Origin of the sequence: Corynebacterium sp., assembly GCF_030532325.1 — a bacterium.
Taxonomy (GTDB): Bacteria; Actinomycetota; Actinomycetes; order Mycobacteriales; family Mycobacteriaceae; genus Corynebacterium.
In genome coordinates, this window is sequence record NZ_JAUNLS010000003.1 from 123,656 (window position 1) to 140,527 (window position 16,872).

The following is a 16,872-nucleotide window of genomic DNA, read 5'->3' on the forward strand; positions in this document are numbered from 1 at the left end:
ACTTATGCCCAATTCACCGATGCCCTCCGCGATCCTCTGGGACATGGACGGCACCCTGATTAACTCTGAGCCGCTGTGGGCGGAGGCCACCTTCTACCTTTCGGAGAAGGTGGGCAGGCGCCTGACTCCCACCGAGCGGCTCGCTACCGTCGGCGCCACCTTCTCCGATACCCTGCGGATCTGCGCCGACATCGCTGGCGTCGAGCTCGACCCCGCGGATGAGCCCTACTATCGAGCGCTGACCTTCGACTACGTCAAGAATCTCTACACGGATAACCTGGAGGTCTTCCCGGGAATCGTGGCGCTGCTGGAGGAGCTCAAGGCCCAAGGAATGCCGATGATGGTGGCCACCAACACCGAGCGCGAGGTGGCCGATCCCGCCCTGGAGGCGCTCGGCATGCAGTACTTTGTGGACACCATCTGCGGCGACGAGGTGGCCTCCGGCAAGCCCGCGCCGGACATGTATGTGGAGGCGGCAGCGCGCCTGGGCGTGGACCCCTCGCGGTGCCTCGTCTTTGAGGACTCCACCGCCGGCATGACCGCCGCCCTGGACGCCGGTTGCCGGGTCATCGGCCTTCCCGAGGGGGAGCACGTGCACGTGCCCCGCGGCGCCGTCACCATTTCTACTTTGCATAATTCTCACCATCTGGATGGCGCGGATGCCGCTGCCATCTCCCGGTGGTGGGAGGAAATTACCCGGTAGAGAGCGCGCGCTGGGCAGGGGAGAGGCACTCTCCCCGTTTTTCTACACCCAATGCGCAACATTTTATGCGCAACTATGAAAGAATGAATCTCCGTGAAGAACTTTGAGTCGCTGTTTGCAGAACTGTCCGCCAAGGTAGCCGAGCGCCCCGCCGGTTCCGGCACCGTGGAAGCCCTTGATAAGGGCGTCCATACCATCGGCAAGAAGATCATCGAGGAGGCCGGCGAGGTGTGGATCGCCGCCGAGTACCAATCCGATGCCGAGCTCGCCGAGGAGATGTCGCAGCTGCTCTACTGGACGCAGGTGATGATGCTCAAGCGCGGCCTGAGCTTGGACGACGTCTATAAGTACCTGTAAAGAAGTACCTGTAAAGAGTTTTCGTCCCACGGGAGGGGACACACATGATCACTATCGCTGTACCCAACAAGGGTTCTTTGTCGGAGGCCGCGCTCGACATCCTCAACGAGGCCGGTTACAAGGGCCGCGGCAACAACAAGGCGCTCAACGTCGTCGATGAGGACAACGGCGTGGAGTTTTTCTTCCTGCGCCCCAAGGACATCGCCATCTACGTGGCGCAGGGCGTGCTCGATTTGGGCATTACCGGCCGTGATCTGGCGGGGGACTGCCTGGCCGACGTTGACGAGGTGCTCGCTCTAGGCTTCGGTGCTTCCACCTTCCGCTACGCCGCCCCGCGCGGTGAGCAGTGGGACATCGACAAGCTGGCGGGCAAGCGCATCGCCACCTCCTATCCCAACTTGGTGCGTGCGGATTTGCGCAAGCGCGGGATCGACGCCGAGGTTATCCGCCTGGAGGGCGCGGTGGAGATCTCTATCCGCCTCGGCGTGGCGGACGCTATTGCCGACGTCGTCTCTACCGGCGCCACCCTGCGCCAGCAAGGCCTCGAGCCCTTTGGCGAGCCCATCGTCTCCTCCGAGGCGGTGGTGATCAAGCGCTCCGGCGAGCCGGTCAACGAGGAGGAGCGCGTGGTTCTCGAGCGCATCCGCGGCATCCTGCACGCGCGCAACTACGTCATGCTGGACTACAACGTGGAGGAGACCTCCCTGGAGGAGGCCAAGAAGGTCACGCCCGGCCTGACAGGCCCGACTATTTCTCCTCTTGCCCGATCGGGCTGGGTAGCGGTGCGTGTCATGGTCCCGCGCAAGAGTGCAAATCTACTGATGGATAGATTATCTGCGCTGGGTGCGGAGGCAATTCTGGCCTCCGATGTACGCATTGCCCGCTTTTAGGGGTAATTGAAAATTTAACCCCATCGTGTGGGATTGCGTGGTTACCATGGGCGGTGAGTTCATTGAACCGAATCCATCGTTCTTCGATTTAATTTGCAAGGAGTCCGCCCACCATGGCTAAGACCACTAAGAAGGATGCACAAACGGCGGCAAAGGCTCGCGAAGAGAAGCCTTCGGCCGACCAGCCCGCCGCCGCTAAGGAAGAGGAAAACATCAAGGCCTCCAAGGCGGCCAAGAGCACCCGCACTGAGACTGACCTGCTCGGTGACCTGGAGGTTCCCAATGACGCCTACTACGGCGTCCACACGCTGCGCGCCATTGAGAACTTCCAGATTTCCTACGTCACCATCAACACCATCCCCGACTTCATCCGCGGCATGGTTCAGGTGAAGAAGGCCACCGCGATGGCCAACCGCCGTCTGCACGTGCTGCCGAAGAAGAAGGCGGAGGCCATTATCTGGGCGTGTGACGAGATTCTGGAGAAGGGCCGCTGCATGGACCAGTTCCCGCTGGATGTCTTCCAGGGCGGCGCCGGTACCTCTCTGAACATGAACACCAACGAGGTTGTGGCCAACCTCGCCCTCGAGCACCTGGGTGAGCCCAAGGGTGCCTACGACATCATCAACCCGAACGATGACGTCAACATGTCCCAGTCCACTAATGACGCGTACCCCACCGGCTTCCGCCTGGGTGTGTACTACGCCATGGACGCCCTCATCGAGCGCCTCGATGCCCTGCAGCACGCCTTCCACGACAAGGGCAACGAGTTCCAGGACATCCTGAAGATGGGCCGCACCCAGCTCCAGGACGCCGTTCCGATGACCCTCGGTGACGAGTTCAAGGCCTTCGCCCACAACTTGGCTGAGGAGCAGGCCGTGCTGCGCGATGCCCAGCAGCGCCTGCTGGAGATCAACCTGGGCGCCACCGCCATCGGCACCGGCGTGAACACCCCGGCCGGCTACCGCCACCAGGTCACCGCGGCCCTGTCTGAGGTTACCGGCCTGGAGATCAAGACCGCCCGCGACCTCATCGAGGCCACCTCCGACTGCGGCGCATACGTCCTGGTTCACTCCGCCATCAAGCGCGCTGCGATGAAACTCTCCAAGATCTGTAACGACCTGCGCCTGTTGGCCTCCGGCCCGCGCGCTGGCCTGGCTGAGATCAACCTGCCGCCGCGCCAGGCTGGTTCCTCCATTATGCCGGGTAAGGTCAACCCGGTTATCCCGGAGGTTGTCAACCAGACCTGCTTCAAGATCTTCGGCAACGACCACGTGGTCACCATGGCCGCTGAGGCTGGCCAGCTCCAGCTCAACGTCATGGAGCCGGTCATCGGCGAGGCGCTGTTCCAGTCCATCCGCATCATGGGCAACGCCGTGGACACCCTGCGTGAGAAGTGCGTCACCGGAATCACCGCGAACGCTGATGTCTGCCGCGCCTACGTGGAGAACTCCATCGGTATCGTGACCTACCTCAACCCCTTCATTGGTCACCACAACGGTGATCTCATTGCCAAGGAGTCGCTCAAGACTGGCAAGGGCGTCAAGGAGCTCGTCCTGGAGAAGGGCCTGCTCGACGAGGAAACCCTGGGCAAGGTCCTCTCCGTGGAGAACCTCATGCACCCGGAGTTCCGCGGGCAGCTCTACATCGACGAGTAAAGAGCCGAATAGAGCGATAGATAATGCGGTGAGTTAAGCACCGTAGCTCCAGCGCACAGCCCGCGCCTCCCGATCAAAAAGGGAGGCGCGGGCTTTCGTGTGGGAACGGACACAATCGGGCCTAAAATCTCGCTAACCCCACACGAATAGGGCAAAATGGATACTGTTAGAGCGTGGCCGCGGCAGGCTGCCGCCATTTTTGGGCCACTCCACTGATCCAGCACGTTTGGAGTAACCGATATGGTTGTTGTGCATATCCTCATCGTCCTTGCAGCGATTTATTTGGGCGCCCGCATTGGTTCGATCGGCATTGGTATGGCCGGCGGTCTGGGCGTCCTTCTCTTGGGCCTGACGGGCATCCCCGTTACCCGCGAAGACATTCCTTTTGACGTCATCGGCATCATCATGACGGTGATCGCCGCCATCGCCGCGATGCAGCGCGCAGGCGGCATGGACTACCTCGTCTACATTGCAGAGAAGTTCCTGCGTAAGAACCCCAAGCGCGTGACCTACTACGCGCCGATTGTCACCTGGCTCATGACGGTCCTGGCCGGCACCGGCCACACCGCCTTTTCCACCCTGCCGGTCATCGTCGAGGTGGCCAAGGAGGGCAAGGTTCGCCCCTCACGCCCGCTGTCCATTGCGGTGGTCGCCTCCCAGATGGCCATCTGTGCCTCGCCGATTTCCGCGGCCGTGGTCCTCATCGCCTCCCTCCTGGAGCCCATGGGCGTGGGCTACCTGCAGATTCTCGCCGTTCTCATTCCCGCGACCTTCCTGTCCATCTTCCCGGCCGCTTGGCTGGCCAACCACTTGGGCAAGGAGCTTGATGACGACCCCGTGTACCAAGAGCGCGTCGCCCAGGGCCTGGTGAAAATGCCGCAGGGCTCCCACACCTACGAGCCGCAGAAGGGCGCTAAGAGCTCTGTCATCATCTTCCTGGTGGCCATCGTCATCGTCATGCTCTGGGCAACCCTGACTTCCGAGCAGGTGGGCCTCATCGCTGACCCGACCCTGCCGCGTAACGAGGCCATCATGACCGTCATGCTCACGGCCGCCACCATCATCGTCATGGTGACCAAGGTTCCGGCCGCTGACGTGCTCAACACGCAGGTCTTCAAGTCCGGCATGTCCGCCTCCATGTGTGTGCTGGGTGTTGCCTGGCTGGGTACCACGCTGATCAACCACTACCTGGAGCAGATCCAGTCCATGGCGGGCAACGTCATCGACGCCGCCCCGTGGTTGCTGGCCGTGGTTCTCTTCTTCGCCGCCGCGCTGCTCTACTCCCAGGCCGCGACTACCAAGGCCCTCATGCCGGCTGCGCTGGCGCTGGGCGTCAATCCCATTACCGCCGTCGCCGCCTTCCCGGCTGTGTCCGCGCTGTTCATCCTGCCGACCTACCCGACCCTGCTGGCCGCAGTGGAGATGGACGATACCGGCTCCACGCGCATCGGCAAGGCCGTGTTCAACCACCCGTTCATCATTCCGGGCACGGTGAGCATCGTGATTTCGGTGCTGCTGGGCTACGCCCTCGGCTTCGTGCTCCTCTAAACCCCAGAGCCCTGAGCCACAGCTCGAACTTTTCCACCCCGCGGTACGCCCGCGGGGTGTTCCCGATCTCAGGGGCACCTGCCCCGCGGCCAAGGTCACGATTCTAGAGTAGTCTCGCCCTTATGAGTACACAGCTTTCCGACGTTGACATCGCTCAAGCCCACACGCTTGAGCCCATCTCCGACATCGCCGCCAAGGCCGGCATCCCAGCCGAGGCGCTCATTCCTTACGGCACCACCAAAGCCAAGGTGGATATCACCGCCATCAAGGATCTGCCCCGTAAGGGCAAGCTGGTCCTGGTCACCGGCGTCTCACCCACGCCGGCAGGCGAGGGCAAGTCCACCGTCCTCATCGGTCTGACGGACGCCTTGGCGCGCATCGGAAAGAAGTCCATCGTGGCGCTGCGCGAGCCCTCCCAGGGCCCAGTCATGGGCATCAAGGGCGGCGCGGCCGGCGGCGGCTACTCCCAGATCGTGCCGATGGAGGACATCAACCTCCACTTCACGGGGGATTTCCACGCCATTGCCGCGGCCACCAACACTCTTGCCGCCATCATCGATAACCACATCCACCAGGGCAACCAGCTGGGCATCGACCCGCGCCGCGTGACCTGGCAGCGCTGCGTGGATGTCAATGACCGCGCGCTGCGCAACGTGGTCACCGGCCTGGGCGGCCCCGCACACGGTGTGCCCGCCGAGACCGGCTTCACCATCACCGCCGCCTCGGAGATCATGGCCATCCTCGGCCTGGCCACCGACCTCGCCGATCTTAAGAAGCGCCTAGGTGACATCACCATCGGCTTCACCTATGACCAGCAGCCTGTCACCGCTCGCGAGCTCGGCGCCGAGGGCGCACTCACCGCCCTGATGCGCGACGCCCTCAACCCCAACCTGGTGCAGACGCTCGGCGGCACCCCGGCTTTTGTCCACGGCGGGCCCTTTGCCAATATCGCCCATGGCTGCAACACGCTGCTGGCTACCCAGACCGCCCTGCAGTTCGGTGACATCGTCCTCTCCGAGGCCGGCTTTGGCGCCGATCTCGGCGGCGAGAAGTTCATGGACATCAAGGCACGCTTCGGCGGCCTCGACGTCGCCGGTGTGGTGGTGGTGGCCACGATCCGCTCGCAGAAGTACAATGGTGGCCAGCCGCGCGAGGAGCTGACCGCCGAGAATCTGGAGGCGCTCAAAAAGGGCGTGGTCAACCTGGAGCGCCACGTGGAGAACATGCGCAAGTTCGGTGTGAAGCCCGTCGTGGCCCTCAACCTCTTTGGCTCCGATACCCCGGCCGAGCGCGAGTTCATGCGCAGCTGGGCCCAGGACTTCGGCGTCGCGCTGGAGGAAGCCAACGTGTGGGCCCAGGGCGGCGAGGGCGCCGAGGATTTGGCTAAGCTCCTCGTGGAGAATCTGGTGGAAGGCCAGGCCACCCAGCTCTACGATCCCGCTCAGGGCATCGAGGCCTCCATCGAGACCATCGCCACGGAGATCTACCGCGCCGAGCGCGTGGAGTACAGCGCCAAGGCCAAGAAGGACCTGCAGTACATCAAGGACAACGGCTGGGAGAACTTCCCGGTGGTCATCTCCAAGACGCAGTACTCCTTCTCCGATAACCCCGCCGCACTCGGCGCGCCCGAGGGCCACACCCTCCACGTGCGCGAGCTGCAGCCGCGCACCGGCGCGGGCTTCATCGTGGCCCTGACCGGCGACGTCATGACCATGCCGGGCCTGCCCAAGAAGCCGGCCGCCAACAACATCGACGTTGACGGCGAGGGCAAGATCTCCGGCCTCTTCTAGCCCTGCCGTGCGGCATCCGCCGTGGAGCCCGGCCAACCCGGGTACTCCGGCGGGGTGCCGCCAAACTCGGGGCACAGGTCTTGGAAGGCGCACCACCCGCAGAGCTTGGACTTCTTGGGGCGGAAGGTGCCGCTGCGCCCATCACCCTCGATGCGCGCCCACAGCTGGCCCAGATCCCGCTCGAAGTACTCCAGCTCCTCGCGGCTAGGGCTCAAAAACATCGAGTCGAGCACCTTGAGGTACATCAGGCGCAGCTGAGTGGGGATGGTGTCAAAGAGACGCCAGTACACCAGCGCGTAGAAGTGCATCTGGAAGCGGGCGTCGTGGGAGTAGCGGGGCAGCGGCTTCTTGCCGGTCTTATAGTCCACCACCCGCACCTCGCCGGTGGGGGCTACGTCCACGCGGTCGATGAAGCCGCGCACCGGCACGCCGTTGGGCAGCACGGTGTCGACGTACATCTCGCACTCGTGGGCGTCGAAGCCCTGCGGGTTCTCCATCTGGAAGTAACCCTTAATGAGGCTTCGGGCCTCCACAAAGAAGTCGAGCTCCGCTTCCTCGGGGACGAGCTCGCGCAGGGAGGGATCGGCCTCGAGGAGCACAGCCCACTCCGGCTTAATCATCTTCACCGCCGCGGGGTAGTCGCGCTGCTGGGCGGGCAGCTTGTGCATCTTTTCCAGCACGGCGTGCACCAGGGTTCCCTTCACCTGCGCCAGCGTCTTTGGCTCCTCCAGGCGGTCAATGGCCCGGAAGCGGTAGAGCAGCGGGCACTGCTGATAATCCGAGGCGCGGGAGGGGGAAAGGGCAAGTGGGCGGGGAGTGCGAGCAGTATTCATGATTAATTCAGACTATCGCGTGGCTGACCATGGCAAGCTAGGAGGTATGAGTGTTTCGGATGCCTTTCTAGATTTCATCGCCGTTAGCCCCTCCTCCTACCACGCCGCCCATGAGGTGGCCCGCCAGCTGGAAGACGCCGGCTTCCAGCGCCAGGACGAGTCCGCGGAATGGTCCGCAGCCCCCGGCGGCCACCTCATGATCCGCGGGGGAGCGGTCATGGCTTGGTTCGTGCCGGAGGGCGCGGGCCCAGACTCGGGCTTCCGCATCGTCGGCTCCCACACGGACTCCCCGGGACTCTCGCTCAAGCCCACCCCGGACTTTGACTCCGCCGGGTGGCAGCAGGTGGCCGTGGAGGTCTACGGCGGCGCGCTCCTGCATACCTGGTTTGACCGCGAGCTCACCGTAGCCGGCCAGGTGGTAACCAAGGACGGCACCCAGCACCTGGTGAACACCGGGCCCATCCTGCGCCTTCCCTCGCTGGCCATCCACCTCTACCGGGAGGACAACTTCAAGCCGGATCGCCAGCACAACATGCAGCCGGTGCTCTCGGTGGGAACTCCGGGGGCATCGGTGCTGGAGGTCGCGGCCAAGCAGCTGGGCATCTCCCAGGAGGAGATTGCAGCCTTCAACCTGATTACCGCCGATAACCAGCGCGGCGCGGTCTTTGGCATGGGCGAGCGCTTCATCGCCGCCGGCCGCATGGATAATCTCTCCTCAGTGCACGCCTCGCTGCTGGCCATGAAGGCCGCCGCAGCCTCCTACGCGGGGAAGGATGTGTTGGTCATGGCAGCCTTCGACCACGAGGAGGTGGGCTCCTCCTCGCGCTACGGCGCGGCCGGTCCGATCCTGGCGGATGTGCTCAACCGCACCGCGCGGGCACTGGGCGCGGACGAGGAGCAGCGCTACCAGATGTTTGCCCGATCCTCGTGCGTATCTGCCGATGCCGCCCACTCCGTGCACCCCAACTACGTGGCCAAGCACGATCCCACGCACCACCCGATCATCGGCAAGGGCCCAGTGACCAAGATCAACGGCAACCAGCGCTACGCCTCCCACGCCGGCTCGGTGGCGCTGTGGGAGGCGGCCTGCGAGCGCGCCGGCGTGCCGGTGCAGCGCTTCGTGGGCAACAATGACGTCCCCTGTGGCTCCACCATCGGCCCGATTACGGCCACCCGCCTGGGCATTGACACCGTCGACGTCGGCGTGCCCATGCTCTCCATGCACTCCGCCCGCGAGATGGTGGGCGAGCGCGACCAAGTATGGCTGGGCGAGGCTCTTGAGGCATACTTGGTGGGTTAGGTTCCCCGATTCGATGACCAAAGGATAACCTCCATGCCCTACTCAGGTCCTTTCCACTACGGCGACCGCGTGCAGCTGACCGACGCCAAGCGCCGCCACTACACCGTGGTCCTCGAGGAGGGCGGTGAGTTCCACTCGCACAAGGGGATCATCCGCCATGACGACATCGTGGGCTTGGACGAGGGCTCAGTCATCGACTCCACCCTGGGCAGCTCCTTCCTGCTCTTCCGCCACCTCATGGTGGATCACGTGCTGTCCATGCCGCGCGGCGCCGCGGTAATTTACCCCAAGGATTCCGCGCAAATCCTCGTGGAGGGAGACATCTTCATGGGCGCGCGCGTGCTGGAGGCCGGTGCTGGTTCCGGCGCGCTGTCCATGACTCTGCTGCGCGCCGTGGGTCCGCAGGGCCACGTTTTCTCCTACGAGATCCGCGAGGATCACCTGGAGTACGCGGTGGATAACGTCCGCGAATACTTCGGCGAACAGCCGGAGTGGTGGAGCCCGCGCCTGGGCGATCTCGCGGATGTCACGGTGGAGGATCTCGGCGGCCCGGTGGATCGCATCATCTTAGACATGCTTGAACCCTGGGAGCACCTGGAGAAAGTGCGCGATCTGCTCATCCCCGGCGGCGTGTTCATGACCTACGTGGCCACTGTGCCGCAGCTGATGAAGGTCATGGAGGGCATCCGCGGGCTTCAGTGCTTCACCGAGCCGCGCGCCTGGGAGTCCCTGGTGCGCGAGTGGAAGGTCGAGGGCCTGGCCACCCGCCCGGAGCACCGCATGAATGCGCACACCGCCTTCCTCATCTGGACGCGCCGCCTCGCCGACGGCGTCACCCCGCCGCGCCCACAGCGCCGCGCGCGCCGCTAGGCGCTCGGGCACTCGGGCGCAAAGCTGCCTGCCGGTTCTGCCCAGAAGTGCCCGGGCGACGCGCTAGTGTGGAGCTATGAACGACGCCACACGTGCCCACGATGGGGCTAGCGATCTCCCCCAGGACCGAGTAAGGGGCCGAGCCCGGGATACCGCCGCGCTGCGCCGGCAGATCGATCAGCTCTCCGAGCGCAACACCCGCTTGGCCGCGCTGCTGCAGGAATCCCGCGACAAGCTGCAACAGATGCTCGCGGACGTCAACGAGCTCTCCCAGCCGGCTTCCACCTACGGTGTCTTCCTGGGCTACGCTGCCCCGGCCGAGGCCGAGGTCTTTACCAACGGGCGCGCCATGCGGGTCAAGATCTCCCCACTGGTGGAGCCGGGGATTCTCCAGGTGGGCCAGCAGGTGCGCCTGGGGGAGGGCTTCATCGTCGTGCAGGACTGCCCGCCCGCTGCCACCGGGGCGCTGGCCACGGTGCACGAGCGCCTCGGCGCCGAGCGCGCCATTGTGGCCAACTCCACCGGGGAGGAGCAGATCATCGTGCTGGCAGCCGCGATTCGGGAAAGCGTGCGCGCCGGCGATACCGTGCTCATCGACACCAAATCGGGCGTGGCGACCGAGCGCGTACACAAGACGGAGGTCGCTCAGCTCTCCCTCGAGGAAGTTCCGGACGTCACCTACGCCGACATAGGCGGCCTCGACGAGCAGATTTCCCAGATCCGTGATTCGGTGGAACTGCCCTTCACCCACCCGGAGCTCTATCGCGCCTATGATCTGCAGCCGCCCAAGGGCGTGCTGCTCTACGGCCCGCCTGGCTGCGGCAAGACGCTCATCGCCAAGGCGGTGGCCAACTCCCTGTCCACCTCGCTGGGTGCCACCGCGCCCAGCTACTTCATCAATGTCAAGGGCCCGGAGCTGCTCAACAAATTCGTGGGCGAGACCGAGCGCCGCATCCGCCTCATCTTCGAGCGCGCCCGCGAGCTGGCGGCCACGCCGGGGGAGGACGGCACCCTACGCCCGGTCATCATCTTCTTCGACGAGATGGAGTCAATCTTCCGCACCCGCGGCTCCGGTGTCTCCTCCGACATGGAAACCACGGTGGTGCCGCAGCTGCTCACGGAGCTGGATGGCGTCGAGAAGCTCAGCAACGTCATCGTCATCGGTGCCACCAACCGCGAGGAGCTCATCGATCCCGCCATCATGCGCCCGGGCCGCCTGGACATCAAGATCCGCGTCAACCGGCCGAACAAGCAGGGCGCGCGCGATATTTTTGCCCGCCACCTCGACGAGTCCATCCCGCACGAGGGGGAGCTAGCCGGGCTTATCGATGCCGCCGTGGAGGAGCTTTACGCCGACCGCCCCTTCGTGCGGCTCAACTTCCACAGCGGCGAGTCCCAGGTGCTGCACTACCGCGACTTTGTCTCCGGCGCGCTCATCGCGAACGTCGTCGCGCGGGCCAAGAAGCTCGCCATCAAGGATTCCATCAAGTCTCAGGACGCGGCGGGGCTGAGCGCCGCCCACCTGCGCGAGGCCATCGCTGCCGAGCAGGCGGAGTCAGAGTACGTGCCGAGCTCCACCAACCCGGAGGAGTGGGCCAAGATCATCGCCGGCACCCGCACCGGCGCGCACGTCGGCAGCGTTGATCTGCTGACCTAAGGCGCCACCCTCGTCATCCACAATCCGGTTTGAAAGAAAGGCCCCCACATGGCACGAGTTATGGGTACTGAGACCGAGTACGGAATCTCGACTCCGCAGCGCCCGGATCTGTCCCCGATCATCACATCCACCCACGCGGTGGTGGCCTACGCCGCACTGCGCACCGGGGCGCGCTCGCGCTGGGATTTCAGCGAGGAGCACCCGCTGCGCGATAGCCGCGGTTTTGATCTCAAGCGCTATCAAACCGTGCCGGTGGTCGACCCCAACGCCATCGGCGTGGCCAACGTGGTCACCGCCAACGGCGCGCGCTTTTACGTCGACCACGCCCATCCGGAGTATTCCTCCCCGGAGTGCACCAACGCCTGGGACGCCATGCTTTACGACGCCGCCGGGGACCTCGTCCTACGCCAGGCCGCCGCGGCCGTCGAGGAGCTCAGCAAGCAGGGTACCTCGGTGCTGGCCAACCACGAGCCCTGCCCGCCGCTGCGCTTTTACAAGAACAACGTTGACGGCAAAGGCGCTTCCTACGGCTCGCACGAGAACTATCAGTACTCGCGCTCCACGGACTTCGAAGCGATTGCCAGCGGGCTGATCCCCTTCTTCGTCGCCCGCCAGGTGGTCACCGGTGCCGGGCGCGTGGGCCGCGGCCAGGACGGGGAGGACTCGGGCTTTCAGATCTCCCAGCGCGCCGACTACATCGAGCAGGAAATCTCGCTGGAAACCACGCTCAACCGCGGCATCATCAACACCCGTGACGAGCCGCATGCCATCGCCGAGGACTTCGGCCGCCTGCACGTCATCATCGGGGATGCCAACATGTCGCAGACCTCAAACTTTCTCAAGCTGGGCATGACCTCGCTGGTGCTCGACGCCATCGAGGAGGGCATTGACTTTAGTGGCCTCACCCTGCGCGATCCGGTGGCCGAGGTATCCCGCGTCAGCCACGATCCCACCCTCACCCACGCCTTAGAGCTGCGCGACGGGCGCCGGCTCACCGCCCTGGAGCTCCTGGCGCAGTACCGTGAGCGGGTGACGGCGCGCGGGGACGTCGAGAAGCAGGTGCTCGATCGCTGGGATGAGGTGGTGGGGCTCCTGGCGCAGGACCCGCTGCAGGCCGCGCACCTGCTGGACTGGGTGGCCAAGTACCGACTGATTAGCGGCTACGTGGACAGGGGAGTGGCCATCGAGGATCCCAAGCTCGCGCTCATTGACCTGCAGTACTGCGACATCGATCCGCAGCGCTCCCTTTATCACGCGCTGGTGCGCAAGGGGCAGATGCGCACCCTGGTAGATGAAACCGCCATCGAACAGGCCGCGCAGGTGCCGCCGGCCGATACCCGCGCCTTCTTCCGTGGGCGGGTGACCACAGACTTTGCCGAGGACGTTTTGGCGGCGTCCTGGCAGTCCATCACGCTGCGCGCCCCGGGCGGCCAGGCACGCGTGGCCCTCGACGGCACCACGGAGCTGAACGCCGAGGCAGTGGGCCCTGCGCTCGAGGCAGCCACCAGTGTGGAGGATCTGCTGGCTGAACTGCGCCATTCGGGCATCGCCGTGGAGTATTCTTAAGCACGCTAGCCGCGTGCGCGAGGACCGTGCACGCGCACCATGAATGAGGAAGGAGAGAATCATGGGCGGACAGTCCCAGGTCAACGCCGGCGGCGGCCCGGCAGACGAGAACAACGCAGAGGAGCTTTCCGCAGGTCAGGTCAGCATCAACAGCGCTGGCACCGATGATCTCCTGGCGGAAATCGACGGCCTGCTGGAAAATAACGCCGAGGAGTTCGTGCGCTCCTACGTCCAAAAGGGCGGCGAATAGGAGTGGAGCACGGCAGCGGACCCGTCTACGCGCGCCGCATCATGGGCATCGAGACCGAGTACGGCATCACGGCCTCGACCCCGAGCGGCGCGCGCGCTTTGTCACCCGACGAGATTGCGCGCACGCTCTTCCGGCCGGTGATGGCGAAGTACTCGTCCTCGAATATCTTTCACACCAACGCCTCCCGGCTCTATCTGGATGTCGGCTCGCACCCGGAGGTGGCCACCGCTGAATGCGATAGCCTTACCCAGCTCATCAACTACGAGCGCGCGGGAGACCTGCTTGTCGACGATCTCTCGCGCCGCGCCGAGGAAACCTACGCCGCCCAGGGCGAAAAGCGCCACGTGTACCTGCTCAAGAACAACGTGGACTCCGCGGGCAACTCCTACGGCTGCCATGAGAACTACCTCATTGGCCGCCACGTGGTGCTCAAGGATCTGGGCGTGGCGCTTTTGCCCTTCATGATCACCCGCCAGCTGATCTGCGGCGCCGGCAAGATTCAGCCCGCCCAGGGCGATGCCCCCGCCCAGTTCCTGCTCTCGCAGCGCGCTGACCAGGTATGGGAGGGTGTGTCCTCGGCCACCACCCGTTCGCGGCCCATCATCAACACCCGCGACGAGCCGCACGGGGATTCCAAGCGCTTCCGCCGCATGCACGTCATCGTGGGCGACTCCACCATGGCCGAGCCCACCCTGGCGCTCAAAGTGGGCTCCACGCTGCTTATGCTGGAGATGCTCGAGGCCGGCTTCGAGCTCCCGCGCTTCGCCGTGGTGGACCCCATCCGGCACATCCGCGCCATCTCCAAGGATCTCACCGGTGCCACCGAGCTGCCCCTCGAGGAGGGTTCTTCCGTCACCGCCCTGGAAATCCAACAAGCACTGTGTGCCGCGGCCGAGTCCTGGCTGGAGCACCGCGAGGATGCCGGAACCCCAACCAGCGAGCTGGCCCGAGTGGTAGACCTGTGGAAGCGCACCCTGGCGGCGATTGCCTCGCAGGATTTCAGCGCGGTGGATCGCGAGATCGACTGGGTGATCAAGCTAGGCCTGCTCGAGCGCTACCGCAGCGCGCTAAGAGTCCAAGGCCTGGGTGGGGGCTGGGAGCACCCCAAGCTGGCCCAGATCGATCTCACCTACCACGACATTCGCCCGGGCCGCGGGCTCTACAGCGTGCTTGAGCGCCGCGGCATGGTGCAGCGCTGGACCACCGACGAAGCCATTGCGGCCTGCGTGGATACCCCGCCGAGCACCACGCGCGCCAAGCTGCGCGGGGAGTTCCTGCGCGCCGCCCACGCCGCGCAGGCGGATGTCACGGTGGACTGGACGCGCCTCAAGGTCAACCGGCCGGAGCCGATGACCGAGGAGTTCCTGGATCCCTTCGCTAGCGAGGATCCGCGCCTCGAGGAGTTGATCACGTACATGAACCGGGAGAAATAGCAGCAGCAATGGCTTCGAGCAAGCGAGACAACACCATTGAGCGTCTCACCAACCTCTCTTTTGCCCTGCAGGGGGCGGCATCTGACGGCGCCTCTCCCGACCGCAGCGCGGCGTGGATCCGCAAGCACGTCGAGGGCTACCAGGGCCGCAGCGACGAGGCCTTCTACAAGCTGGTCTCCCGCGATGTGGCCACGCTGCAGCGCGCGGGCGTGCCCGTGGTCCAATCCTCGGCGGAGGAGGGAACCCTCTACCGGCTCAACCCGGAGGAATACCAGCTTCCCGCCGTCGAGTTCACCCCGGAGGAGGCCATGGTTCTGGGGATCGCCGGCGGCATCGGCCAACCCGGCGGGCTCGGTGACTTTACGCTTTCCGCGTGGACCAAGATTGCCGCCTCAGGCGCCTCGCGAGATCTGGCTGGCGCGCCGGTGTACACCGCGGTCAACGACATCACCCGGATGAGCCCAGAGCTGACCACCGCCATTCTCACCGCGGTGCGCGCGGGCCTGCGCATCTCCTTTGACTATCGGGCCACCCCCTCAGCCGAGCCCGTGCGCCGCCGCATGGATCCGTGGGGGCTGGTCACCCACCACAGCCGCGTCTACTTGGTGGGATGGGATGCCGATAGGGAAGACACCCGGGTCTTTCGCATCACGCGCGTCTCCAACGTCAAGCGCTCCCGCCAAGAGGCCACCCACCTCGGGGCTCCGGCCCCGCTGCAGGAGATTGTGGAGCAGGCCCTGCAGCGCGACGGTACTGTCGACGCAGTGCTGCGCATCCCGCAGGGCCGGGCGCTCGAGCTCAGCGAGGCCGGGGCTCGCCGCGCGGACGGCCTGGTGGAGCTTCAAGGCGTGGGCCGTGACTGGCTGGTGCGCACCGCCGCGGGCTACGCGCCCGAGGTGATCGTGGTGGAGCCAGAATCGGTGCGCGAGGAGATCCGCGCGCTGCTGCGGGCCGGCATAACGGACGAGCACGACAGCGAAGAGCCATACATGAGAGCTGAAGTGCCGGAAAAGAGAGCCAGTGAAGAGAACTAGAGTGAGGAGAACGAGACCGTGACCGATGCTTCCAGCAAACTGCACGCGCTGGTGCGCTCGCTCAATCTCATCCCGTACTTCCGCAGCCACCCGGAGCAGACCCCGATGGAGGTTGCCACCGATCTGGGGATGAGCCCCGAGGAGCTCAAGGAGGCCGTGGACCGGCTGTTTTGCTCCGGGGTGGGGCGCAACACCGAGGACCTCATCGATCTCTCCTTCAGCTACCGCGAGGGGATCCAGATCTTCAACGATCAGGGCCTCAACAAGGCCTTGCGCTTGACTCCCACCGAGGCTGGAGCCTTGCTGCTCACCCTCGAGGCCTTGGAGGCGACGCCGGGGCTTATCGACGCCGCCGCGGTCCAGTCCGCCGCGGCCAAGCTGCGCGGGATCATGGATGAAAAGACCGCGGCCATCTACGACTCCCTGGCGCACACCGACCCCACCGAGTCCGAGGTGCAAGCCACCTTGGCCGAGGCCGTGGAGCGCAGGGTGAAGGTGAGCTTTGAGTACTGGAGTGCCAGCTCGGACTCCTTAAGCCAGCGCGTGGTCGATCCCGCACGCATCTTCATCGTGGAGGACGAGCCCTACCTCGTGGCCTGGGAGGAAGCCAACGGCGAGCACCGCACCTTCCGCCTCGATAGAATGCGCGAGGTCCGGCTCCTGGAGGAGCCAGCTCAACCCCGCCTGCGGGAGCTGGATTTTGACCCGGAGGATCCGTTCTCCATGCGACACGCACTGGCCATAGAGCTAGAGATTCACCAAGAATTCACGTGGCTGGCCGAGCAGTACGATATCGAGCTCGGCGAGGACCTCGGAAACGGCTATATAGCTGCAACGATGCGCGGGGGCTCGTTGGCGTGGTTCCTGCGCTTTGCCTTAGGCCAGGGGGATAGATTCCGCGTCGTGGGCCCCGAGAGCGTGGTGGAGGCCTTGGCGGATCACCGAAAGCAAGCCCTGGCGGGCTATACTCTTTAACTGTTTATTGC

15 protein-coding genes are annotated in these 16,872 nt (G+C 64.9%); 14 read left to right on the plus strand and 1 reads right to left on the minus strand.

Annotated elements, in window-relative coordinates; all coding sequences use genetic code 11:
- Positions 1-4: 4 nt before the first annotated feature.
- From Q4E25_RS02915 to Q4E25_RS02940, 6 genes are all read left to right on the plus strand, one after another.
- Positions 5-703, plus strand: coding sequence for an HAD family phosphatase (locus Q4E25_RS02915; protein WP_303153853.1), 699 nt, complete (start codon positions 5-7; stop codon positions 701-703).
- A gap of 93 nt (positions 704-796) precedes the next feature.
- Positions 797-1,060, plus strand: coding sequence for a phosphoribosyl-ATP diphosphatase (locus Q4E25_RS02920; RefSeq protein WP_303153855.1), 264 nt, complete (start codon positions 797-799; stop codon positions 1,058-1,060).
- Between the two features lie 44 nt (positions 1,061-1,104).
- Positions 1,105-1,950, plus strand: a complete 846-nt coding sequence (gene hisG / locus Q4E25_RS02925; RefSeq protein ID WP_303153858.1) for an ATP phosphoribosyltransferase — start codon at positions 1,105-1,107, stop codon at positions 1,948-1,950.
- A gap of 113 nt (positions 1,951-2,063) precedes the next feature.
- Complete coding sequence (gene aspA, locus Q4E25_RS02930; protein WP_303153860.1) at positions 2,064-3,605, plus strand: aspartate ammonia-lyase; 1,542 nt, start codon at positions 2,064-2,066, stop codon at positions 3,603-3,605.
- Between the two features lie 240 nt (positions 3,606-3,845).
- Positions 3,846-5,153 carry an anaerobic C4-dicarboxylate transporter gene (locus Q4E25_RS02935; protein ID WP_303153863.1) on the plus strand — a complete coding sequence of 436 codons (1,308 nt, stop codon included), beginning with the start codon at positions 3,846-3,848 and terminating at the stop codon, positions 5,151-5,153.
- Between the two features lie 122 nt (positions 5,154-5,275).
- Entirely contained in the window at positions 5,276-6,943 is a 1,668-nt protein-coding gene (locus Q4E25_RS02940; RefSeq protein ID WP_303153864.1) for a formate--tetrahydrofolate ligase, read from the plus strand.
- Here the strand turns inward: Q4E25_RS02940 and Q4E25_RS02945 are convergent.
- A complete protein-coding gene (locus Q4E25_RS02945; RefSeq protein ID WP_303153867.1) occupies positions 6,940-7,776 on the minus strand; it encodes a RecB family exonuclease in 837 nt (278 codons plus the stop codon). The genes Q4E25_RS02940 and Q4E25_RS02945 overlap by 4 nt on opposite strands.
- Positions 7,777-7,822: 46 nt before the next feature.
- Here Q4E25_RS02945 and Q4E25_RS02950 point away from each other — a divergent pair, with 46 nt between their 5' ends.
- The 8 genes from Q4E25_RS02950 to Q4E25_RS02985 all read left to right on the plus strand — a co-directional run bounded on the left by Q4E25_RS02950 (position 7,823) and on the right by Q4E25_RS02985 (position 16,861).
- Positions 7,823-9,076 (plus strand): M18 family aminopeptidase, encoded by a 1,254-nt coding sequence (locus Q4E25_RS02950; RefSeq protein ID WP_303153868.1) that lies wholly within the window; start codon positions 7,823-7,825, stop codon positions 9,074-9,076.
- 33 nt (positions 9,077-9,109) lie between these two features.
- Entirely contained in the window at positions 9,110-9,946 is an 837-nt protein-coding gene (locus Q4E25_RS02955) for a tRNA (adenine-N1)-methyltransferase (RefSeq protein ID WP_303153870.1), read from the plus strand.
- A gap of 76 nt (positions 9,947-10,022) precedes the next feature.
- A complete protein-coding gene (gene arc, locus Q4E25_RS02960; protein WP_303153871.1) occupies positions 10,023-11,603 on the plus strand; it encodes a proteasome ATPase in 1,581 nt (526 codons plus the stop codon).
- Positions 11,604-11,651: 48 nt separating this feature from the next.
- Positions 11,652-13,169, plus strand: a complete 1,518-nt coding sequence (gene dop / locus Q4E25_RS02965; RefSeq protein WP_303153872.1) for a depupylase/deamidase Dop — start codon at positions 11,652-11,654, stop codon at positions 13,167-13,169.
- Positions 13,170-13,227: 58 nt separating this feature from the next.
- Entirely contained in the window at positions 13,228-13,419 is a 192-nt protein-coding gene (locus Q4E25_RS02970; protein ID WP_303153982.1) for a ubiquitin-like protein Pup, read from the plus strand.
- A gap of 41 nt (positions 13,420-13,460) precedes the next feature.
- Positions 13,461-14,852 (plus strand): Pup--protein ligase, encoded by a 1,392-nt coding sequence (gene pafA / locus Q4E25_RS02975; RefSeq protein ID WP_303153984.1) that lies wholly within the window; start codon positions 13,461-13,463, stop codon positions 14,850-14,852.
- Between the two features lie 8 nt (positions 14,853-14,860).
- On the plus strand, positions 14,861-15,886 hold the full coding sequence (locus Q4E25_RS02980; protein WP_303153873.1) for a YafY family protein: 1,026 nt from the start codon (positions 14,861-14,863) through the stop codon (positions 15,884-15,886).
- Between the two features lie 18 nt (positions 15,887-15,904).
- Positions 15,905-16,861, plus strand: a complete 957-nt coding sequence (locus Q4E25_RS02985) for a YafY family protein (RefSeq protein WP_303153874.1) — start codon at positions 15,905-15,907, stop codon at positions 16,859-16,861.
- Positions 16,862-16,872: the final 11 nt, after the last annotated feature.